The sequence below is a fragment of the Acidimicrobiia bacterium genome (assembly GCA_041394025.1).
GTDB lineage: Bacteria > Actinomycetota > Acidimicrobiia > IMCC26256 > JAOSJL01 > JAOSJL01.
Genome location: JAWKJA010000003.1, coordinates 720,919 through 742,289 on the forward strand (window position 1 = coordinate 720,919; position 21,371 = coordinate 742,289).

The following is a 21,371-nucleotide window of genomic DNA, read 5'->3' on the forward strand; positions in this document are numbered from 1 at the left end:
GCCAGGGAGAATTCAGTCGGATCCTGCGCTCCAGACGTCCCACACGGCCCGAGGCGTGTCGTCGGCGAGTCGCAGGCTCATCGTGTCGAACACCTCCCCTCCGGCGGGGTACACGAGCGTCCAGATCCCGAAGACCGCGTCGACGGCGTCCATCTCCTCGATCAGACGCTCGGCGAACTCCGCCTGTGCGGCTTCGCTCGACGACCATCCCGGCACCACGCTCTCGGCCGCCCATCCCGACTCCGCGATCGCGACAGGTCGGTCGGTGTGGTCGCGAAGAGAAACGTAGAAGTCGTCGGGGATCTCGGCCGGCGTCTCGAAGGCGAGAGAGGGATAGCTCGAGAAGGCAAGGATGTCGGCGTCGGGGAATCGCTCGAGCAGGTCCCACTGCGCGGTGGCGGGGTCGTTGCGTCCGCCGAAGGCACCGGCGCGATAGCCCGCCATCCACTCGAGCTCGAACGACGTGAACACCTGCGTGTCAGGGGACGCCTCCTTCACGAGCGGCGCGACCTCTGCGAACAGCGTGACGAACTCCTCGAACGTGTCGGGGTTCTTCGACGCCAACAGGTTCGACTCGATGCCGATGCCGAAATAGCGCGGCCGGGTTCTCGCCACGAAGGCGACGGCCGACTCGCTGTAGCCCGCGATCGTGTCGTCGGTGAGAGGGCGGAACAGCTCCCCGGTGCCCTGGTCGAACGGGCTCACGGCGACCACCGGTTCGAGGCCGCGTGCGCGTCCGGCGACGGTGACGAACTCGAATGGACCGCCGTCTCCCTCGAGGTCGGCCCAGTCGCCGTACTGCGCCAGCAACGAGCCGGCTTCGTCGGCCCGGTCGAGGAAGGTGGCGATTCCCTCCTCGTCGTTCGACACCGGGTTGAGGGCGACGCCCCGCGGCGGGGAGCCGGACGGATCAGGCGCCGACCCCGGCGAAGAGGAAGATGTGTCGTCGTTCCCGGTGCAGGCTGCCGCCGCGACGAGGAGCACCAAGGCCACCAGGAAGCAGACCACCAGGAGGAAGGCACGTGGAGCTCTCCGGCGCATTCCAGAACAACGCGACATATCGCCCAGAATACCGGCGAGCGGCGTCACCTGTCATCGCAGCTGATCCGGAAGGCGCCGTCGAGTTCGACCGGGAGCAGGAGCGTGCGGAGACTCCGCTCCCGGGCGTCGGCACACACGGCGTCGGCATCGTCGAGGAGCCCGGGCGCGTACTCGGCGTTGAACACGGGCTTGCCGCCGTCGGTGAACGGAGCGAGTGCGTCGCACTCGTCGAACTCGTGGCACTGCTCGTTGACGGCGAAGTCGAAGACGTCCACGAGGTCGGGGATCTGCACAAGGTCGTTCTTGAGCCCGACGGCGAGGCCGCGGGCGTGCGCCTCTTCGGCGAGGAACCGGTTGAAATCGGCCTGATCCTCTGCTGTGAGATCGAAGCCGGAGTCGTTGTCGTACGCGTCGACGTTGTCGGGCTCCACGCCGTCGCATCCCTTGTCCGCCGCGAGTCGGATGCGCTCGACGGCACGGTCCCGCACGGAATCGTCTCGCACGTCGACCCACCGCTCGTCAGGGAAGTCGTCGAGAACGTGACCGAGTGCCTCGTCATCGATTTCCCCCGCGTCGTCGCGGAAGGATTCGAGCGATCCGGCCGAGAAGTAGCACACGACCCGGCGACCGTCGTCGTGCAGGGCGTCGATCGTGGAAGCGTCGGTGTCGAGGAGGTCGACGTCGTACACGTCGACGTCGTAGCCGGTGTCGAGCTCGCCGTCGAGCTGCCACTGCCAGGTCGTCACCGTGTCGGGGCGCCACCACTCCCCTGTCGGGTCGGTTGGTTCACCGCTCGGGGTCGGAGCACTCTGATCAGGGGAACCCGACCCCTGCTCACTGGAACAGGCTGCGAGTGTCAACAGCGCCACGAGACCCGTGACCAAGGTGCGTGAACTCCCGAAGCGCGCCACCGGGGGGAGGCTACGTCGCCGACGAGCGAGCCCGCCGTGCGCCAGGACGCCTACGCTCCACCACGATGGGTGACGCAGTCAGGGTAGGAACCGAGGGCGGCGTGAGGCGGCTCACACTGTGCCGCGCCAATGCGTACAACACGATCACACCGGAGCTTCGGGATCAGCTCCATACCGCCCTCGACGATGCCGACCGCGACGACGCCGTGCGCGTCGTCCTGTTGGATTCCGAGGGTCCGGCCTTCTGCGCCGGCTACGACCTGGCGTGGGGCACGGACATGCAGGCGAGCGTGGAGGGGACTCATCGCGTATGGGACTCCGCGGCGGACGTGCGCGCCATCGGGAGCTTCGCGTCGACCTGGGCGAGACTCCACGAGATCTCCAAGCCGACGATCGCCGCTGTGTCGGGCTGGTGCCTGGCGGGCGGCATGAACATCGTGCTCAACGCCGACCTGATCGTCTGTGCCGAGTCGGCACGGTTCGGCTATCCCCCGTCGCGCGTCTGGGGTGTTCCGGAGGCGCCGTGGACATGGGTGGCACGGCTGGGTCTCGAGCGCGCCAAGCGGTTCATGCTCACCGGCGACGAGATCACCGGGCCCGAGGCTGTCGAGCTCGGCATGGTGCTCGAGTGCGTGGCCGACGACGACCTCGCCGAGCGTGCCGCCGCACTGGCCCGGCGGATCGCGCTCGTGCCCACGAACCAGCTCCAGATGATCAAGTGGTCGCTGAACGAGGTCGCCCGCACGATGTACGATCCGCAGGGGTCGCGCATGCTCGGAACGTTGTTCGACGGTGTGGCGCGCCACACCCAGGAAGGTCTCGACTTCGTAGCCCGTTCCGAGGAGGCCGGATGGCGTGCTGCGGTGCGCGAGCGCGACGAGCCGTTCGGTGACTACGGCGAGCGACGGTGACATGACGGGCGCGAGCGGACAGGACGACCAGGACGGACATCCCTGGTGGAGATCGGCGGTCGTGTACCAGATCTACCCGCGCAGCTTCCGCGACACGTCCGGCAACGGGATCGGAGACCTGCGTGGCGTGATCGACGGGCTCGGCCACATCGCCCGGCTCGGTGTCGACGCCATCTGGTTGTCGCCCGTCTTCCGGTCCCCGATGGTCGACCACGGCTACGACGTCAGCGACTACTGCGACATCGACCCTCTGTTCGGGAGCCTCTCCGACTTCGACGAGCTGGTCGAGAAGGCCCACGACCGCGATCTCCGCGTGATTCTCGACTGGGTGCCGAACCACACGAGCGACCAGCATCCCTGGTTCCTCGAATCGCGCTCATCGCGCGACAACCCGCGCCGCGACTGGTACTTCTGGCGCGACAGCGATCCCGACACGCCACCGAACAACTGGGTGCGTGCGTTCCCGTTCGGGGATCCCGCATGGTCCTACGACGACACCACCGGCGCCTGGTTCCTGCACCTGTTCAGCCCCGAGCAGCCCGATCTCAACTGGTCGAACCCCGACGTGCGCGCCGCCCTGCACGACACGCTCCGGTTCTGGCTGGCCCGCGGTGTCGACGGGTTCCGGATGGATGTCATCCACAACATCGGCAAGGATCCCGCCCTGCCCGACCTGCCCGATGACATCGCGGTGATTCCTGCCACCGCACTCATCGACGAGCCGGCCACGCACGACTACCTGCGCGAGATGCGCGCCCTGCTCGACGAGTACCCGAGCCGGCCGGTGATGCTCGGCGAGGTGTACCTGCTCGACACCGCTCAGGTCGCTCCGTACTACGGCGATGGCGACGAGCTGCACCTGTCGTTCAACTTCTCGCCGATGTTCAGCTTCTGGGACGCCGACATGTGGCGGCAGAACATCGCCACCACCGAAGAGCTGATCTCGGCAGCCGGGAACTGGCCGACGTGGGTGCTGTCGAACCACGACAACCCGCGGCACCGCACGCGCTACGGAGGCGACGAGTCGATCGCTCGCGCCGCCGCGGTCCTCCTCCTGACGCTGCGCGGAACGCCGTTCCTCTACGCCGGTGAGGAACTGGGCCTCGAGGACGCCGAGATCCCGCCCGAGCGGATCGTCGACCCCTCAGGCGGTCGCCGCGACGGGTGCCGTGCGCCCATTCCCTGGACGCCAGGCCCCGACCACGGCTGGGCCTCTGCCGATACGTGGCTGCCCTTCCCGCCCGACAGCGACCATCTCAACGTCGAGACCGAGGAGGGCGACCCGAACTCGATGCTCTCCTTCTACCGTGCGCTGCTGGCGGTGCGTGCCGGATCCGACGCGCTCCGCATCGGCGGGCTCGACCTGCTCGACGCCCCCGACGGCGTGGTCGTCTGGCGCCGGAGCCGCGGCGATGACGAGCGCCTCGTGCTGGTCAACTTCACAGCCGAGCCACGGCACGTCGACACCGCCGCCGGGCACGTTCTCGACATCTCCTCCCACCCGGAACACGACGCCGGGAGCACGTTCGACGGGTCGTTGCGCCCCCACGAGGCCGTGGTCCTGTCGCCGCCCCACTGACCGTTCCCCATCTCCCCGGTCGCCGCCACCGCCTCCCACCGAGATTGTGCGCTGGGGGGTCGTGTGACGCCCACGAACGCACAAACCCGGCCGGTGGAGGCCCGTGGACCGGCGGAGCCTGTGGGTCGGTGGGGGATCCGGCCCCGCGGGTACGTACCCTTCACGGCACCGAATCGGACGCTCTACTCCGGCGCTGCGGCGCGGAGCCCACACCACGAGCGAAAGGCAGCGACACATGGCGATGTCGGTGAGCGACACGATTCCCGGCGTGGCGGGCCTCGACGTGGCGCGCATCGAGGCCACCACCTGCGACGCCGTCATCGAGAAGGTCTGACCCGGCGCCCACATGACCGACGCCGAGGACGACGCGGGGGATGTCGCCGACCCGCAGGAGCTGACGCCCAGCCGGGCGGACCGACGCCAGTCGAAGCGGCGCCGGAAACGCCTGCTGATCGCCGGCGCCGTGGCCGTCGTCGCGATCGTCGGTGCCGGCGCCGCCGCGTTCCTGCTGCTCCGTGACGACTCCGGCGACGCCGTCGCCACCGGCACCGACCAGGCGTCGAACCAGCCCACCACGTCTTCTCCCGCGAACACGGATGAGGCGCCCACCAGCACCGAGGCACCTCCCCCGCCCTTCGAGGGATGGGTCGACCCGGCGTCGGTCGGTCAGCCGTTCCCCGGCGCGAGTGTCGACGGACTGCTCACGTTCCGGGGCAACCCGACACGCACCTACTACGGAAAGGGGCCCGTACCGTCGGCGCCACAGGTCCTCTGGAACTACCCCGACGGCGGCATGTGCGCCCTCTCGGTCGACAAGGGCGAGGAGATGCAGTGGTGCGGCACCGGTTGGACGGGCCAGCCGGCCGTGTTCGAGCGCGACGACCGCACGTGGGTCACGTTCGGCGCCTACGACCGCAACGTCCACTTCGTCGACGGGGAGACCGGCGCCGACATCCTTCCGCCGTTTCCCACCGGCGACATCATCAAGGGCTCGGTGAGCATCGATCCCGAGGGTTACCCGCTCCTCTACACAGGATCACGCGACAGCTTCTTTCGGATCCTGGCCTTCGACGGGACCGAGGCCCGCGAGCTCTGGAAGCTCCCGGCGAACTACGTGGGCGAGACGAAGTGGAACGACGACTGGGACAGCAGTCCCCTCATCCTGGGCGACTACCTCTTCGAGGGCGGCGAGAACAGCCGCTTCTACATCGTGAAGCTCAACCGTGGCTACGACGACAACGGGGCCGTGACCGTGGCGCCCGAGCTCGTCTTCCACGAGGCGGGGTGGGACGACGAGCTGCTGGCAGCGGTCGGCAGCGAGGTGTCGATCGAGAACTCGCTCACCGTCATCGGCGACACGCTCTACTTCGCCAACTCGGGCGGTCTCGTGCAGGGCTGGGACATCGGTGGGCTACGCACCGGATCGGGGCCACCGACGCGCGTGTTCCGCTTCTGGACAGGAGACGACACCGACGCCACCGTCGTGGCCGACGAACAGGGGATGCTCTACGTCGCCTCCGAGTGGGAGCGCCACAACGAGCGGGCGAAGGAGACGGGCCAGATGATGAAGCTCGACCCGGCGAAGCCCGACGACCCCCTGGTGTGGTCGCACACCGACCAGGGCGCCGAGAAGGCGGGGGTGTGGGGCACGCCGGGCGTCCACGAGGACCTCGTGATCTACACGACGTTCAACGGACGGGCGCTCGGCCTCGACCGGGCGACCGGAGACGTGCGCTGGGAGCTCACGATCCCACCGCCGCTCATGGGATCGCCCGTGATCGTCGACGGCGTGTGGCTCCAGGGGGACTGCAACGGGACCCTGCACGCCTACGACGTGAGCGACACGCATGCGTCGCCTCCGGAGCTGTGGTCGGTCCCGGTGGGTGGCTGCATCGAGTCGACGCCCGCCGTCTGGAACGGCCGCATCTACGTCGGCACGAGAGCCGGCCAGTTCCACGCCCTCGGCGACGGGTAGCGTCCTCCACCAGACCCCGAGCGTCGACCGGCAGGGCGGCAACGTGACAGCAGACGTGGCGACGACCACTCCGACACCGGCCACGGGCGACACGGACGCCGACGTCCTCGTGATCTTCGGGATCACGGGCGACCTCGCGAAGGTGATGACGTTCCGGTCGCTCTACCGCCTGGAGAAGCGCGGGCTGCTCGACCTCCCGATCGTCGGGGTGGCGTTCGAGGACTGGACCCTCGACCAGCTCGTGGAGCGTGCGAAGGAGTCGATCGTCGGGACGGGCGAGACACTCGACGACGACGTGTTCCAACGCCTCGCCGCCCGGTTCTCCTACGTGCAGGGCGACTTCGACGACGACGCCACCTACGAGCGGGTGCGCAACGCCATCAGCGACAGGAACGGCCCCGTCTTCTACCTCGAGATCCCGCCGTCGCTGTTCGGTCGGGTCGTGAAGGGGCTCGCCGGCGTGGGGCTCACGAAGACCGGACGGGTCGTCGTCGAGAAGCCCTTCGGCCACGACCTCGCCTCGGCACGCGCGCTGGCCGCCGAGCTGCACCAGTACGTCGATGAGAGCCGCCTCTACCGCATCGACCACTACCTGGGGAAGATGGGCCTGGAGGAGATCCTGTTCCTTCGGTTCGGCAACACCATGTTCGAGCCGATCTGGAACCGCAACTACATCCGCTGCGTGCAGATCACGATGGTGGAGAGCTTCGGGGTGGAGGACCGCGGCAGCTTCTACGACCCGGTCGGTGCTCTGCGCGACGTGGTGGTCAACCACCTCCTCCAACTCCTGGCGGCGGCTGCCATGGAGTCGCCGTCGCGAGGTGACCCCGAGACGCTGCGCTCCGCCGCCACGACCGTGCTGAGCGCCGTCGCTGAGGGTGACCCGAAGCACTACGTGCGTGGTCAGTACGACGGCTACCTCTCGACCAAGGGCGTCGCCGACGACTCGACCACCGAGACCTACGCCGCGCTGCGTCTCGACATCGAGAACTGGCGCTGGGCGGGCGTGCCGTTCTTCGTTCGCACGGGCAAGCACCTCGCGGAGACGCAGACGGAGCTGCGGATCGTGTTCGAGGAGTCGCCGCAGCTGGGTTTCGGACTGCGCCAACCCGGTGGTGAGCCCGACCAGCTCGTGATCCGCCTCGACCCCACGGCGGGCCTGCGGGTCATCGTGCAGGCGAAGCAGCCCGACGCCGACTCTCCCGAGGTGTTCACCCTCGACCGGCCGTTTGCCGACCCGGGAGAGGAGGCGCCCACGCCCTACGAGGTGCTGCTCGTCGCTGCCATGCAGGGTCAGACCGCGCGTTTCGCCCGCCAGGACACCGTGGAGGAGCAGTGGCGGATCGTGGCGCCGCTCCTCGACAACCCGCCGGCCGTCGAGACCTACAAGCCCGGCTCGTGGGGACCGACGTCCGCCGATGCCCTCGTCGACGACGACGGCGGATGGCGCGGCCCGTGGAGCTCCTGACGCTCCCCGGAGGGAATGGCTCGCCTCCGCGTGAGCGTTGATCAACACATGCAGGTCGACATCTTCTCCGACGTCATCTGCCCGTGGTGCTTCCTCGGGAGACGACGCTTCGAACGCGCACGCTCTCAGCTTCCCTTCGGTGACGACATCGAGGTCCGATGGCGCGCGTTCCAGCTGGATCCCGGTGCGCCGACCGAACCCGGGGATCTCCGAGCCGCGATCGAGCGCAAGTACGGAGCCGGCTCCTTCGACGCCATGACGGCACGCCTCGGAGCGCTCGGCGCCGACGAGGGGATCGCATACCGCTTCGACATCGCGCAACGCGTCAACACGCGCAAGGCCCACGAGCTGCTGGCCTGGGCCGCGAGCGTCGGGCTCGACGTACAGGACCGACTCTCGGAGCAGCTGTTCACGGCCTACTTCGAGCATGGCGCGAACGTTGCCGACCCCACGACGCTGTGCAAAGCCGCCGTCGACGCCGGCCTCGACGAGAAACGCGCGGCCGACGTGCTGGCCACCGGTGAGTTCGCGACGGAGGTCGACGCAGACATCCGTCGCGCGACCGAGCTGTCGATCACCGGTGTGCCCGCGTTCGTGGTGGGTGGTGCGGTGCTCATCCCGGGCGCCCAGGAGGTCGAGACCATGGTGACGCTCCTCACCCGGGCCCACGAACGCATCACCACCTGAGCCCGCACGCTTCGCGGGATGCCTCACCCGTCGGTTCGGATGATCGTGGTGTCGGGTGTGGCGTACTCGTGGAAGGCGCCCTCCAGGAGCTCCTCGATCTCGTCTCCCGTCACGAGACCCGGCAGAATTGACGGCGGGGCCCCGGATCCACGGGGAACCGCGCCGACAACGAGACATGCCGAGGTCGACACATGAAGGTGATCATCGTGGGTGGCGTCGCCGGCGGAGCGTCCTGCGCCGCCCGGCTGCGCAGGCTGGACGAGCACGTCGAGATCGTCATGGTGGAGCGGGGCCCCTACGTGTCGTTCGCCAACTGCGGGCTGCCCTACCACGTCGGGGGTGTGATCGAGGACGAGTCGGACCTGCTCGTCGCCAACGAGCGGGTCTTCCGCGAGCACTTCCACGTCGACTGCCGGACGAACTGTGAGGCGGTCGCCGTCGACGCTGCCAACAGGACGGTGGAACTGAAGGACCACACCACCGGTGAGGTGACCACCGAGTCCTACGACAAGCTCGTCCTGTCGCCGGGGGCTCCGTCGATCAGGCCCCCGCTGCCGGGGATGGACCTCCCCGGTGTGTTCTCGGTGCGGACCGTCCCCGACGCCCGCGAGATCCGCCGGTGGATCGAACGCGGGACGAGCTTCCTCAGGGGGATGGAGGGCTACTCCGGCTTCCAGACCGTGCGGCCCACGACCCGTGCCGTGGTCGTCGGCGGCGGGTTCATCGGCCTCGAGATGGCCGAGAATCTCGCCAAGCGGGACTTCGACGTGACCGTCATCGAGATGGCCGACCAGGTCCTGGCACCACTCGACCCGGAGTACGGGCGCCTCGTTGCCGACTTCCTCGAGAGCAAGGGTGTCCACGTCGTTCTCGGTGACGGCGTCGAGAGCTTCGAGCAGCAGGGTGACAACGAGGCGCTGTGCGTGCGCACGAAGTCGGGTACGCAGTTCCCGGCCGACCTCATCATCGTGGCGCTGGGCGTCCGGCCCGACACGACCCTCGCCGAGAGCGCCGGGATCGAGATCGGCGACCTCGGCGGCATCCGGGTCGACGAGCACATGACGACGAGCGACCCGAACATCCTCGCCGTCGGCGACGTCGTCGAGGTGAAGGACTTCGTCACGGGCGGGTGGAGCCTCGTCGCACTCGCCGGGCCGGCCAATCGCCAGGCCCGCATCGCCGCCGACGTGATCGCCGGGCGCGACTCCACGTTCCGGGGAACCCAGGGCACGGCGATCATCGAGCTGTTCGACGCGGCGGTCGCCTGGACGGGGGCGAGCGAGAAGACACTCCGGCGCGTCGGCGACACCGACTACGAGAAGATCTACCTCTACCCCAACTCGCACGCCGGCTACTTCCCGGGCGCCAAGCCGATCGCGTTGAAAGTCATCTTCCGGAGATCGGACGGGCGGATCCTCGGCGCGCAGGCCCTCGGTGAGGACGGCGTCGACAAGCGCGTCAGCGACCTGGCCCTGGCGATCCAGCTCGGCGCCACCGTCTACGACCTCGAGGAAGCCGAGCTCTGCTACTCACCGCCGTTCGGCAGCGCCAAGGACCCGATCAACTTCGCCGGTATGGTCGCTGCGGGCGTGCTGCGGGGCGACATGCCGATCGAACACTGGGACGCACGCGCGGACGGCGTCCTCCTCGACGTCCGCCAGCCCGCCGAGCTGGCCGTCGAGCACGTACCCGACACGATCAACATCCCACTCGGCCAGCTGCGCGATCGTCTCGACGAGCTGCCGCGCGACCGGGAGATCGGCGTCATCTGCCGGTCCGGCCAGCGCGCCTACACCGCGGTGCGCTGCCTCGCCCAGAACGGCTTCGACGCCCGCGTCGTCTCGGGCGGCATGCTCTCCCACGCCATCCTCTCCCCGGAGACCCACGTCCGGGACGCCCCGGTCTGCACGTGATCCCCGGGTCGGCCTTTTGACCTCCGGCGTCCGGGTGTAGCGTGAGTTAGCACGACTAAGTAATGACGGACGGCACGGGGTTGCGATGAGCGGTTCGGACACGACGGCCACGCAGACCAAGACCTCCTTTTGCCGCTTCTGCCACACCTTCTGCGGGATGCAGGTCGACGTGGTCGGCGGTCAGGTGGTGGCCGCCCGTGGCGATCCCGACAATCCCGTCTCCCGGGGCTACACCTGTCTCAAGGGCCGTGCGGAGCCCGAGCGGATCAACCACCCCGACCGCCTACGCGTCTCGAAGAAGCGCACGGGCCCGAAGGGGGGTGAACCCCGGTGGGTCGACATCACCGCGCCGGACGCTCTCGACGAGATCGCCGAGCGGCTGGCCGACATCGTCCAACGCCACGGGCCCGACGCGGTGGCCGTCTACGTGGGCGACGGCGCACACCGAACATCCGCCGGCGGGCCTCCGTTGGTGAGCCGGTGGCTCGAAGGGCTCGGGTCGCGCCGCATGTACACGTCGTTCACCATCGACTCACCCAGCATGATCGTGGCCGCTACCCGACTGTTCGGATCCCCGCTGCCGTTGCAGCTGCTCGACATCGACCACGCTGATGTTGCGATGTTCGTGGGCACCAACCCGGTGGGCTCCCACTTCATGAGCATGCCCCAGTCGGATCCCCGCCGGCGGCTCCAGGACGCCCGCAAGCGAGGGATGCAACTCCTCGTCATCGACCCTCGCCGCACCCAGACTTCGCGTCTGGCCGACATCCACCTCCAGGTGCGCCCCGGTGAGGACGCCACTCTGCTCGCCGGGATGATCAACGTCATCATCGAAAACGGCCTCGTCGACCACGCGTACGTCGCGGCCCACGCGAGCGGGCTCGAGGACCTGACCGACGCCGTTCGTCCGTTCGATCTCGACTATGTCGCCCGGCGCTCCGGCGTGGCTCCGGAACTCGTGGAGCAGGCCGCCACGGTGTTCGCAACCGCGCCCAGCGGTGGAGCCACCAGCGGGACGGGCCTGCACATGGCCCGCCACCAGAACCTGTCCACTCAACTCGTGATGACCCTCAACGTGCTCTGCGGGCGATACGACCGCCGTGGCGGCCTGACCCGCCATGCCGGAGCGCTCAACTTCGAACTCCCCGACTTCGACGGTCCCATCACCACCAACGGCTACTCCGGGCCGAAGTCGCGCATCCGGGGCATCGAGGGCTCCTTCAACTACCTCGGCTTCTTCGAGGAGATGCCCACCAACACCCTCACCGACGAGATCCTGACGCCCGGCATCGGCCAGGTCAGGGCGCTCATCGTGCACGGCGGCAACCCGGCGCTGGTCTTCGCCGATGCCGAGTCCACGACCCGTGCAATGCAGGAACTGGAGCTGCTCGTTGTGGACGACCTGTTCATGAGCTCCACCGCTCGCCACGCCGACTACGTGATGGCCGTGAAACATCCCTTCGAGCGGGTGGACGTCACCAAGCTGATGGATGCGTCGTACCCGTTCCCGTTCAGCCAGTACACCGACGCGCTGGTCGACGGGCCCGAGGGTGTGATCGACGACTGGGAGATCTTCTGGGGCCTGGCGCAACGACTCGGCTTCCGCATCGACCTCCCGGGCATCGACATGGACCGCAAACCGACGGCCGACGAGATGATCGACGCGCTGCACTCCGACTCCCGGATCCCCATGAGCGACATTCGTCGTCACCCCGAAGGAAAGGTCTGGGGTGAGCGCGATCCCCTGGTCGGTGGCATCGTCGGCTACATGTCGGGGCACGCCGAGCAGCCGATGGCCGTCGGACATCCCGAGGTGGTCGCCGAGCTGGCCGAGGTGCTGGTCGAGCCCATCACCGGAACGGGCGGATACCTCGCCCACGAGACCTTCGCCTTCCGGATGATCACGTACCGCATGAAGGAGGTGTACTGCACCCAGGGCCAGAACCTTCCGTCGTTGGCCGCACGCCGGCGCTACAACCCTCTGCTGATGCATCCCGCGGCAATGGCCGACATCGGCGTCGGCGCCGGGGAGACCGTGGTGGTGCGCAGCGGCTTCGGTAGCGTCGAGGCGATCGTGGAGCCCTCCGACGACCTGGCACCCGGCACCGTCGCCCTGGCCTTCGGTTGGGGCGGCCCCGACGACGAGGGAGTCAACGTGCAGCACCTGATCCCCGACGACGAGCTGTTCGACCCGGTCACCGGGCTCGCACTGCAGAGCGCGGTCCCCGTGAACATCCATCCGAGCGCGGACTGATGCGAGAACGAGCACCCGCAGCCGATGTCACGACGGTCGCGGTGAACGTCACCTCGGCAACCCGACGGGGAGCTCTCCGTCCGTTGCGGTCGTAGTCACATGCCCGGAGTGCTCCCCGGTCGGGTTCGCCAGAACGGCTACGTGGTGAACGATCTCGATGCCGCACTCGCCCACTGGATCGACGTGCTCGGTGTCGGGCCGTGGTTCACGATCCGGAATCTGGTGCTGGATCCGAGCGAGTACCGCGGCGACGCAGTCTCCACCGAGATCAGCCTGGCTGTCGCCAACAGCGGAGAGCTGCAACTCGAGCTGATCCAGGTGCACGACGACTCTCCGTCGTGCTTCCGTGAGTTCCTCGACGAGGGCAACGAAGGTCTTCACCACCTCGCGTGGTGGACCGACGACTTCGAGGGCACCCTCGGGCAGGCCGAGGCCGCGGGGTGGGACGTGATCCAGTCCGGCGACCTGATGGGCACCCGGTTCTGCTACTTCGACACGCAGACACACCCGGGAACGGTTGCCGAGCTCATGGAACTCAACGACATGAGCCGTTGGCTCGCCACGCAGGCCCGCGAAGCTGCCGACGGGTGGGACGGCACGACCGATCCGGTCCGCGCACTCGGCTGAAGCACTGGGACGCGCGAGGGGCTGCGGCTCCGGGTCAGCCGGCTCGGAACGGCTCTGCGTCGTCGCAGCGCCGGACCATCACGTCTCGGGAAGCCAGTTGGCGTGGAAGCCGAGGGGGACGCGGCGCCGCATCTGAACTCGGGCCACGGGCTCGGCGCCGATGTCGCGGGCGTCGAGTACGACGAGCTCACTTCGGCCGGTGGCTTCGTCGGTCACGAAACTGAGCAGCCAACCATCGTCCTCGGCGGTGCCGTCGGGATCGGGAGCGAAGACATGCTCACCGCTCGTCGACGTGCGGTTGTAGAGGTGCGACAGGGAGTCGCCGGTCTCGAGGTCGTACTTGACGACCCCGTGGAAGGAGAAGTCGAACTCCGGGCTGCGTTGTGGGCAGAGGTACCCGAAGCGGTGCTGCCTCGTGGCGAACTCGTCGTTGATCCTCGGGAACTCCCCCGAGCGGTCGTCGGTCTGCTCCTCGGTGACGGTGCCCGCCGCGAGATCGATCGTCCAGTGCCACGGCATCGGATCCGCGACGGCAGTCGGATCCTGGAACTCGAATCCACCCGGCATCCTCGTCATACGCGGTCCGAAGATCTCGATTCGGTCTCCGGTCTCCCACGCATTGAAGAAATGCACGACGTAGCAGCTGTCGATCTCGAACCAGCGCACGTCGTCGGAATGACCGTTGCGCGAGATGACACCGATCCGGGTCCCGTTGTCGGGTTGCCAACGAACCACGGGTCCGCCGGCCATCAGCGACTGGACATCGAAGACCGCTGGTGAGTCGATGAAGACCGCGTGGTTCGCGGTGACGACGAAGTCGTGCATCATCACCGGCGCGGGAAGGTCGATGTCGACACTGCGCACCAGCGCGCCGCCGGCGTCGACAACATGGTACCGGAGGTAGGGCGGAAGTCCGCTGTAGCCGAAGAACAGCATCTCACCCGTGTCGGTGTCGATCTTCGGGTGTGCGGTCATCCCGCCGGCCAGTCGGCCGTCGAAGTCGTACTCGCCGATGGTGTCGAGCTCCCGGGTCATCTCCGTCGGCTTGCTGACCTCGAGCAACGCGAGGTGACGACCGGCGTGGCGGACGAAATGCGTGTTGGCGACGTTCTTGACGCTTCCGGCTTCCTCGATGACGCCGTCCTCGGGACTCCGGAACTCACCGAGGCCGCCGTAGCAGGACCGTCCACGCCTGCGCTCTGCCAGCAGGCCCTTCGATTCGACCCAGCGGTTCCGGTAGCGGGCCCGACCCTCGTCGAGGTACACCGCGTGCACCATCCCGTCGCCGTCGAAGGGGTGGTACCGACCGGTCGGCGCGAACTGCGGGTTCGGGCCGTTGCGGGTGAACATCCCGCGCAGACCCTCGGGGATCTCGCCCACGACCTCGAGGTCCCCGTCGTCGCGCTCGTCGGTGACCGGTTCCATCAGACCCTGGAGGAACGGGCCGGTGAACGTTTCGGTCGTCGTCATGACCTGGTAGGTTAGTCGAACTAAGTGAGGTGGGCCGAAGGGCTGCGGGGGATCCCGCCCGGGGAGGTCGGGAACCGCCGCCGGGGGAAGCGCTAGCTTCCTGTCGGGGCACCGACGACAGGGGAGACGTGGGATGCAGGCTGCAGTCGAGGTGCGTTCGGGGTCGCCGAGCACGGAGTCGTCGAACGCGGAGTCGTCGAACACGGAGTCGCCCACGTCGGGACCGCTGCCGCAGGCGCCACGGCCCCCGACGCCCGTCGCGCACCGACCGACGGGCGGTATCGCCTACAACTACGGCCTCCAGGCGATCATCGACATGGCGATGTCGCAGCGCATGATCGCGCAACGGGGCGGGCCGATGGTTCAGTTCAGCCTCGTTCCCATGATCCGTCTCGCGGCCGACGACGCCGAGGAGGTCGACCGCGCCTATCTCGAGATCCGCTCGCGGCGCGAGAAGATCCGACTCTGGGACTCACCTCGCGAACGCTGGCGCAAGAACTACGGAAACTTCGTCCGTGAGATGGAATGGGCGCTGCTCGAGCTGCGCAGGTACTTCCCGCAGGAGCAGTACGAGGAGATCGTGATCGGCACGGGTGCCGCACTCGCACGACAGGACTCCCAAAAGGAGATCGACTTCCTCAACAAGCAGGCACAGAAGGCGGAGGCACAACGCCGGCGCAACCCGGGAAAGCAACCCCGGAACACCCGGTGGCGCGAACTGCTGCTCAAGATCCTCGATCCGGGTCGGTTCTCCGCCTTTCTCGTCGGGGAATCCGAGATCACCGAGATGGACCCGGAAGCGGGAACGGCCGTGATGGAGGTCCCCAACTGCGCCTGGCACACCTGCGGGGATCCCGATTCGCTGCCGAACCCCGACGCGCTGCCCGAACAGGGATGCCTCCTGATCTGCAAGGGGGTCTTCGAGCGTCTCTTCGACGGCACCGAGGGGATCAGGATGGAATTCGACCCGCACCTCCCGGAGACGTCCTGCACGATTCGTCTCCGGTCGTAGGCGCCGCGCTCGAGACGTCTACTCGCCCAGATACTGTCGCTCGACGCGGTCGAGCGCCCGTGCGGTCATCCCCGGCATGATGCGCTTGGAGTAGTAGGTCAGCCACGCCACCGGAGTCACCGGTACGACGGCGCGGTTCTTCGCCACCGCCCGGAACACGGCCCGGGCCACTCGATCGGCGCTCACACCCCTCTTCCTGTTCTCGGCGCGGATGCGGTCGCCGTAGGTGCCAGCGAAACGACCCCGCTCGGGCATCTCCTTGACAATGGCCGTACGGATCGGGCCCGGGCAGACAACGCTCACGCCGATCCCGTGTCGCGCGAGTTCGGCTCTGAGGCTCTCGGAGTAGCCGACGACCGCGAACTTGGCTGTCGAGTACGCGGCGAATCCCTCCATCGCCGCATAGCCGTCCATCGAGGCGATGTTGACGACGTGGCCGCCCCGGTCGCGCTCACGCATCGCGGGGCAGAACGCGCTGCAGTTGTTGATGACGCCCATGAGGTCGATCCCGAGAACCCACTCCCAGTCCTCGGGTGTCGTCTCGAGGGCGCTGGCGGCGAGCGTCACGCCGGCGTTGTTGACGAGGACGTCGAGCGCAGCGACCCGGTCGTGGACACTGTCCGAGAACCGGTTGACCGATGCCGTGTCCGACACGTCGGCCTCCTCGGCGATCACGTCGACGCCGCGCTCCCGCAGCGCCTGTTCGGCCGCCGCCAGGCGCGCCGGGTCGATGTCGCAGATCGCCACGTTGGCGCCCCGGCGGGCCGCGTGGTGCGCGATCGCCGCACCGATGCCGCTTCCGGCCCCCGTGACACCCACCCAACGACCGACGAGTTCGTGCTCCTGCATGGGCGCTCCATCCGACGCTTGCGTGACTTAGTCACGCTAACCTACTGTACGTCGACGGCCGGGATGCCGTGGCCCCGACATCGCAGGGGCGAGGGAGAACGGGGACATGACAACCGAGACCACCCGCACGGAGCACCCCTCGGCGCCCTTCACCGTCGACACGGCGCGAGACATGTTCTCGTTTCGCGGCAAGTCGCCGACCGGTGAGGGCGTCGACGTGTCGATCGTCCGCAGGCACTACCACCCGGAGGTGCGCTTCCGCGACGCCATCCAGGAGATCCACGGTCGGGACGCCGTGATCGAGATGCTGTTGCGCTTCCCGCAGCGCTGTCAGGAGTTGCGCTGCACGGTCCACGAGGCGATGCAACAGGGCAACGTGATCGTCGTCGAATGGACCACCGAGACGGTGATCCGCGATCGGATCCCGGCGCTCGTCAACGAGGGGATCACGAGACTTCGCCTCGACGACGACGGCATGGTCATCGACCACCGCGACTACTTCGATCTCTGGGGCGACATGATCGACGCCTTCCCCGGGGTGTCCAAGGTGTACCGCAAGCTCGTCAGCCACATGGAGTGATCGAGCCGTGCCACACGCCTTCGTAACCGGGGCTTCGGGGTTTGTCGGCTCCGAGGTCGCGATCCAACTCTGTGACGCGGGGTGGAAGGTCACCGCTTCCCGTCGAGCCACCTCGAACACCGACGCCCTCGCCGATTACGACGTCGAGTGGGTGGAGACCGACATCCATGACGCCCCCCGGGTCACCGCAGACATGCCCGATGCTCTGGACTGCGTGTTCCATGTCGCAGGAAACAGCACGTTCTGGCCCCGGGAGTTCGAAACGCAGTACCGCGACAACGTCATCGGTACACGGTCACTCGTGACCGCCGCGCTCGAGACCGGCGCGAAACGCTTCATCTACACGTCGAGCGGCGCGGCCTACGGCCAACAGGACGAGCCCCTCCGCGAAGACCTGCCCTCCAAGGCCCTGGTCTCACCCGTCAACTACGACCGCACGAAGTGGCTGGCCGAGAACGAGGTTCGTGCGGGCGTCGAGAAGGGCCTCGACGCCGTCATCCTCAATCCGGCGGCCGTACTCGGACCACGAGATCCGAACTTCACGATCCTGTTCGAGCAGATCGCCGCGGGCAGGCTGCCGGCGGTGATGCCCGCGCGCACCTCGTACTGTCATATCCGGGAGGTCGGCCGTGCCCACCTTCTCGCCTACGAAAAGGGTCGAACCGGCGAGAACTACCTGCTCGGCGGACCGAACGCCTCGCAGCTCGAGTTGGCTCGGGTGATCGCGGAGGTCGCAGGCTCGAAGCCACCGAGGTACGAGATCCCGGGTTCGGTGTTCTACGCCGTGGGTGCCGCGCTCGAGCTCGTCGCCGCGATCACCGACCGACCGCCCCGGCTCTCGCGCACGTTCGCGAAGGCCTTTCGGCACTGCTGGTACACCTGTTCCGACAAGGCGATCGACGAGCTCGGCTACGACCCACCTTCGATGCGGGAGATCGCCGAGGACACTCTCGAGTGGCTGCGTGCCGAGCAGAAGTCACCGGCCACCTGATTCGGGATCAGACGAGGAACGAGGAGCAGAACATGGGAGACCGACTCGACCTTCCCAGGGGTCTCACGGCCGCGGACGAAGGGCGCCATGCGCCACCAGCGGGCGCAACAGGCCTCTTCGGCGACACGCTCTGGGTGAGCGTGGTCGACCCGGAGGCCAACGTCTTCGGTGTGCTCCACTGGCACCTGACGAACCAAGGCTTCGGGCGCCACGAGTGCTACTTCGTGATCGACGGCGTGCAGCAGTCCTACGCTCTCCGGGCGCCGCTCGATCCCGAGCCCGACGCCGGACCCTGGACCGACGGCACGCTCAGCTACGAGGTCGTCGACCCGTTCGAGCACATCCGGATCACCATGGATGGTCCCCGGTACGGATTCGACCTCGACTTCAAGGCCCGTTTCGCCGCCTTCGACTACCACGACTCGGTGCGCGGCGACCCACTGGCGGTTGCCTTCCCGTTCCACACCGGCCACTACGAACAGGCCATGAACTGCACCGGGACCTTCGAGATCCGCGGTGGGCCGGCCGCGGGCGAGCAACGCGAGATCGACTGCTGGTCGCACAGGGACCACACATGGTCCGATCGCTTCGCCGAGGAGCCGGAGTGGCAGCTCGGCGAGGGAAATCTCCCCGGGCACTTCTGGCCGTCGATCCAGCTCCCCGACCGCCACATCAACGTCTTCGGCTTCTACTTCCAGGCGAAGATGGACGCCGAGAACGAGGAGGCCAGCATCGGTGGCTTCGAATCGACGGAGAAGGGCAGCCGCCCGATTCTCAATGCGGCCGCCGAGATCCTCGACACCGCCGCCGACGACGTGCGCGACGCGCGTGCCTTTCGGTACGAGATCACACTGCCCGACGGCGAGATCATCCATGTGCGCTCGACCAGGAAGCACGGTCAGATCAAGCTGTGGCTCCGGGGTGAGAACGAACTCGAGAACCGGATGGACTGCTACGAGCCGTTCGTCGACTGGGAGGTCGAGGAGACCGGTGAGACCGGCACCGGAGTCGCCGAGTACAGCATCTTTCCACCCCTGCCACAGTGGCTGGTGTGAGGATCGCAGGAGCAGCCATGGAGCGATTCAACGGGAAGGTCGCCTGGGTGACCGGTGGCGCATCGGGAATCGGGCGTGCCGCGGCCATCCGGTTCGCGCAGGAAGGTGCCAGGATCGCGATCAGTGATCTCGACGAGAAGGGCTCCGACGCCACCGTCACACTGGTCGAGGAAGCCGGAGGAACGGCGTTGAGCGCCCCCTGCGACGTGCGGAGTCTCGCCGACTGCACCGACGCGGTCGCCCGGATCGAGAAGAGCTGGGGCCGCCTCGACCATGTCTTCGCCAACGCCGGCGTCGTCGGCGCCGGTGGCGTCGAGCACGTGAGCGAAGAGGACTTCATCTCGGTGATCGACATCAACCTCAACGGGGTCTTCCGCACGGTGAAGGCCGCACTCCCCGCACTTCGGCGTGCCGGCGGCGGGTCGATCGTCATGACCTCCAGCGTCGAAGGCCTGGTCGGCAACGCGATGATCCCCGCCTACAGCACCGCGAAGACCGCACTCGTGGGACTGTGCCGGTCACTCGCCCAGGAGGGCGCGCCCGACATCCGGGTGAACTGCGTCCACCCCGGTTACATCGAGTCCCCGATGACCGAACCGGTCGCCGAGATGGCGCCCGAGTTCAAGCAGGAGTGGGCCGACAAGGCGCCCCTCGGACGGGTGGGCACGGTCGACGACGTGGTAGGGGTCGTCCTCTTCCTCAGCAGCGACGACGCCTGCTTCGTCACGGGTGAGGGGATCAGCGTCGACGGCGGAGTCATGGCGGTCCGCTGACCATGGACGACACCGAAGAGGTCCGCGACCGACTCGCAATCGCCGATGTCCTGCTCCGTTACGGCAGCAGCCTGGATGAACGCGACTGGGATCGCCTCGAGACGTGCTTCATTCCCGAGGTCACCGGTGTTCTCGCGGGTGGCGATCGGCTCGTCGGCTACGAGGCGATCGTCGACGCCATACGCGTCGCGCTCGAGCCCTACGAGTCGACCCACCACGTCATCACCAACGCCGAGACGGACATCGACGGCGACAGTGCCCGGCTGCGCGCCAACCTGATCGCCACTCACATCCTCGAACAGGGCCCCTTCGTCGTCGGCGGTGTGTATCGGGAGGAGTTGGTCCGCACCTCCGACGGGTGGAGGATCTCGCACCACCAGCTCGAGGCCCTCTGGTTCGAGGGGCCCTGAGTTCGGTCGGGCCACCCGGTCGGGCCACCCGGTCGGGCCACCCGGTCGGACCACCCGGTCGGGTCACCCGGTCACGTGAGGATCTGATCCGACCACTTGGGGCCGACGCTCTCACCCCCGTCGACGGTGATCGCCTGACCGGTGACGAACTCACCGTCGTCGCTCGCGAGCCAGGCGGCCGTCGCGGCCACATCGTCGGGTCTGCCCGCTCGGGGATACGGCCGTACGGCGGCGATGACCTCGGCGATGGAGTCGGCCTCCTCGGGACCCACGCCCACCGCACCGAGGACGAGCGGCGTGACGATCCCGCCCGGACAGATGGCGTTCACACGGATCCGTTGCTCCCCGAGCTCGAGGGCGACGCGCTGCGTGAGGTGGACGACACCCGCCTTTGCCGTTCCGTAGACGTGCGGGCCGTTGCCGGGGGCGTGGGCGGCAATGCTCGCGGTGTTGATGATCGACCCGCCGTCACGCTGGGCGACGAGGACCCGCCCGGCGTGACGTATCCCGAGGAAGGTGCTCCGCAACAGCAGGTTGATCGTCGCATCCCATTCGTCCGCCGTGATGTCGAGGATCGAACCACGGGCACCGACGGCACCGGCATTGTTCACCATGATGTCGAGACGGCCGAACTCCTCCGTCGCACCCTCCACGAGCGCGGCGATCTCGTCCTCACTCGTCACATCGCAGTGGCGGTACAGCGCGTCGTCTCCGAGGGAGCCGGCAACTGCCTCGCCCTCCTCGTCCGAAATGTCGCCGATCACGACCCGCGCACCATCGGCGACGAACCGGCGGGCGATAGCCGCACCGATACCGCTCGCACCACCGGTGACCACGGCGATCTTTCCTTCGAGCCTGCTCACGT

19 protein-coding genes are annotated in these 21,371 nt (G+C 67.9%); 14 read left to right on the forward strand and 5 right to left on the reverse strand.

Translation table 11 applies throughout. From position 1 onward, the window contains the following. Positions 1-12: 12 nt before the first annotated feature. Both R3A49_10860 and R3A49_10865 read right to left on the reverse strand, forming a co-directional pair. Positions 13-870, reverse strand: a complete 858-nt coding sequence (locus tag R3A49_10860) for a hypothetical protein (protein ID MEZ5171231.1) — start codon at positions 868-870, stop codon at positions 13-15. Between the two features lie 215 nt (positions 871-1,085). Continuing rightward, complete coding sequence (locus tag R3A49_10865) at positions 1,086-1,787, reverse strand: endo alpha-1,4 polygalactosaminidase (GenBank protein MEZ5171232.1); 702 nt, start codon at positions 1,785-1,787, stop codon at positions 1,086-1,088. A 230-nt stretch (positions 1,788-2,017) separates the two neighbouring features. On the opposite strand from R3A49_10865, the gene R3A49_10870 reads away from it, so the two are divergent. From R3A49_10870 to R3A49_10905, 8 genes are all read left to right on the forward strand, one after another. After that, positions 2,018-2,863 carry a crotonase/enoyl-CoA hydratase family protein gene (locus tag R3A49_10870; GenBank protein MEZ5171233.1) on the forward strand — a complete coding sequence of 282 codons (846 nt, stop codon included), beginning with the start codon at positions 2,018-2,020 and terminating at the stop codon, positions 2,861-2,863. Position 2,864: 1 nt separating this feature from the next. Then, positions 2,865-4,442, forward strand: coding sequence for an alpha-amylase family glycosyl hydrolase (locus R3A49_10875; protein ID MEZ5171234.1), 1,578 nt, complete (start codon positions 2,865-2,867; stop codon positions 4,440-4,442). Between the two features lie 346 nt (positions 4,443-4,788). Then, positions 4,789-6,417: a PQQ-binding-like beta-propeller repeat protein gene (locus R3A49_10880; GenBank protein MEZ5171235.1), complete on the forward strand. Its 1,629-nt coding sequence runs from the start codon at positions 4,789-4,791 to the stop codon at positions 6,415-6,417. A 43-nt stretch (positions 6,418-6,460) separates the two neighbouring features. After that, a complete protein-coding gene (gene zwf, locus R3A49_10885; GenBank protein MEZ5171236.1) occupies positions 6,461-7,885 on the forward strand; it encodes a glucose-6-phosphate dehydrogenase in 1,425 nt (474 codons plus the stop codon). A 48-nt stretch (positions 7,886-7,933) separates the two neighbouring features. Next, a complete protein-coding gene (locus tag R3A49_10890; GenBank protein ID MEZ5171237.1) occupies positions 7,934-8,572 on the forward strand; it encodes a DsbA family oxidoreductase in 639 nt (212 codons plus the stop codon). A gap of 191 nt (positions 8,573-8,763) precedes the next feature. Next, positions 8,764-10,485: an FAD-dependent oxidoreductase gene (locus R3A49_10895; protein ID MEZ5171238.1), complete on the forward strand. Its 1,722-nt coding sequence runs from the start codon at positions 8,764-8,766 to the stop codon at positions 10,483-10,485. An 85-nt stretch (positions 10,486-10,570) separates the two neighbouring features. Continuing rightward, complete coding sequence (locus R3A49_10900; GenBank protein ID MEZ5171239.1) at positions 10,571-12,739, forward strand: molybdopterin-dependent oxidoreductase; 2,169 nt, start codon at positions 10,571-10,573, stop codon at positions 12,737-12,739. A 99-nt stretch (positions 12,740-12,838) separates the two neighbouring features. After that, positions 12,839-13,366, forward strand: a complete 528-nt coding sequence (locus R3A49_10905; protein ID MEZ5171240.1) for a VOC family protein — start codon at positions 12,839-12,841, stop codon at positions 13,364-13,366. Between the two features lie 78 nt (positions 13,367-13,444). On the opposite strand, the gene R3A49_10910 is transcribed toward R3A49_10905, so the two are convergent. Further along, positions 13,445-14,836: a carotenoid oxygenase family protein gene (locus R3A49_10910; GenBank protein MEZ5171241.1), complete on the reverse strand. Its 1,392-nt coding sequence runs from the start codon at positions 14,834-14,836 to the stop codon at positions 13,445-13,447. A 133-nt stretch (positions 14,837-14,969) separates the two neighbouring features. Here R3A49_10910 and R3A49_10915 point away from each other — a divergent pair, with 133 nt between their 5' ends. Then, positions 14,970-15,848 carry a hypothetical protein gene (locus R3A49_10915; protein ID MEZ5171242.1) on the forward strand — a complete coding sequence of 293 codons (879 nt, stop codon included), beginning with the start codon at positions 14,970-14,972 and terminating at the stop codon, positions 15,846-15,848. A gap of 18 nt (positions 15,849-15,866) precedes the next feature. Here the strand turns inward: R3A49_10915 and R3A49_10920 are convergent, their stop codons facing one another. Continuing rightward, positions 15,867-16,697 carry an SDR family NAD(P)-dependent oxidoreductase gene (locus R3A49_10920; GenBank protein ID MEZ5171243.1) on the reverse strand — a complete coding sequence of 277 codons (831 nt, stop codon included), beginning with the start codon at positions 16,695-16,697 and terminating at the stop codon, positions 15,867-15,869. A 106-nt stretch (positions 16,698-16,803) separates the two neighbouring features. Here R3A49_10920 and R3A49_10925 point away from each other — a divergent pair, with 106 nt between their 5' ends. The 5 genes from R3A49_10925 to R3A49_10945 are packed head-to-tail and all read left to right on the forward strand — an operon-like array spanning position 16,804 to position 20,506. Further along, positions 16,804-17,277 (forward strand): nuclear transport factor 2 family protein, encoded by a 474-nt coding sequence (locus tag R3A49_10925; GenBank protein ID MEZ5171244.1) that lies wholly within the window; start codon positions 16,804-16,806, stop codon positions 17,275-17,277. 7 nt (positions 17,278-17,284) lie between these two features. Then, positions 17,285-18,268 carry an NAD-dependent epimerase/dehydratase family protein gene (locus tag R3A49_10930; GenBank protein ID MEZ5171245.1) on the forward strand — a complete coding sequence of 328 codons (984 nt, stop codon included), beginning with the start codon at positions 17,285-17,287 and terminating at the stop codon, positions 18,266-18,268. 32 nt (positions 18,269-18,300) lie between these two features. Further along, positions 18,301-19,323 carry a hypothetical protein gene (locus R3A49_10935; GenBank protein ID MEZ5171246.1) on the forward strand — a complete coding sequence of 341 codons (1,023 nt, stop codon included), beginning with the start codon at positions 18,301-18,303 and terminating at the stop codon, positions 19,321-19,323. 17 nt (positions 19,324-19,340) lie between these two features. Then, positions 19,341-20,096 (forward strand): SDR family NAD(P)-dependent oxidoreductase, encoded by a 756-nt coding sequence (locus R3A49_10940; GenBank protein MEZ5171247.1) that lies wholly within the window; start codon positions 19,341-19,343, stop codon positions 20,094-20,096. Between the two features lie 2 nt (positions 20,097-20,098). Next, a complete protein-coding gene (locus R3A49_10945; GenBank protein MEZ5171248.1) occupies positions 20,099-20,506 on the forward strand; it encodes a nuclear transport factor 2 family protein in 408 nt (135 codons plus the stop codon). Positions 20,507-20,577: 71 nt separating this feature from the next. Here R3A49_10945 and R3A49_10950 read toward each other — a convergent pair whose 3' ends face one another. Beyond that, a complete protein-coding gene (locus tag R3A49_10950) occupies positions 20,578-21,369 on the reverse strand; it encodes a glucose 1-dehydrogenase (GenBank protein MEZ5171249.1) in 792 nt (263 codons plus the stop codon). Between the last annotated feature and the right edge of the window lie 2 nt (positions 21,370-21,371).

Coding starts and splice junctions, on each gene's coding strand:
- R3A49_10870 (MEZ5171233.1), top strand. CDS start 2,018: ATGGGTGACGCAGTCAGGGTAGGAACCGAGGGCGGCGTGAGGCGGCTC.
- R3A49_10875 (MEZ5171234.1), top strand. CDS start 2,865: ATGACGGGCGCGAGCGGACAGGACGACCAGGACGGACATCCCTGGTGG.
- R3A49_10880 (MEZ5171235.1), top strand. CDS start 4,789: ATGACCGACGCCGAGGACGACGCGGGGGATGTCGCCGACCCGCAGGAG.
- R3A49_10890 (MEZ5171237.1), top strand. CDS start 7,934: ATGCAGGTCGACATCTTCTCCGACGTCATCTGCCCGTGGTGCTTCCTC.
- R3A49_10895 (MEZ5171238.1), top strand. CDS start 8,764: ATGAAGGTGATCATCGTGGGTGGCGTCGCCGGCGGAGCGTCCTGCGCC.
- R3A49_10900 (MEZ5171239.1), top strand. CDS start 10,571: ATGAGCGGTTCGGACACGACGGCCACGCAGACCAAGACCTCCTTTTGC.
- R3A49_10905 (MEZ5171240.1), top strand. CDS start 12,839: ATGCCCGGAGTGCTCCCCGGTCGGGTTCGCCAGAACGGCTACGTGGTG.
- R3A49_10910 (MEZ5171241.1), bottom strand. CDS start 14,836: ATGACGACGACCGAAACGTTCACCGGCCCGTTCCTCCAGGGTCTGATG.
- R3A49_10915 (MEZ5171242.1), top strand. CDS start 14,970: ATGCAGGCTGCAGTCGAGGTGCGTTCGGGGTCGCCGAGCACGGAGTCG.
- R3A49_10920 (MEZ5171243.1), bottom strand. CDS start 16,697: ATGCAGGAGCACGAACTCGTCGGTCGTTGGGTGGGTGTCACGGGGGCC.
- R3A49_10925 (MEZ5171244.1), top strand. CDS start 16,804: ATGACAACCGAGACCACCCGCACGGAGCACCCCTCGGCGCCCTTCACC.
- R3A49_10935 (MEZ5171246.1), top strand. CDS start 18,301: ATGGGAGACCGACTCGACCTTCCCAGGGGTCTCACGGCCGCGGACGAA.
- R3A49_10940 (MEZ5171247.1), top strand. CDS start 19,341: ATGGAGCGATTCAACGGGAAGGTCGCCTGGGTGACCGGTGGCGCATCG.
- R3A49_10945 (MEZ5171248.1), top strand. CDS start 20,099: ATGGACGACACCGAAGAGGTCCGCGACCGACTCGCAATCGCCGATGTC.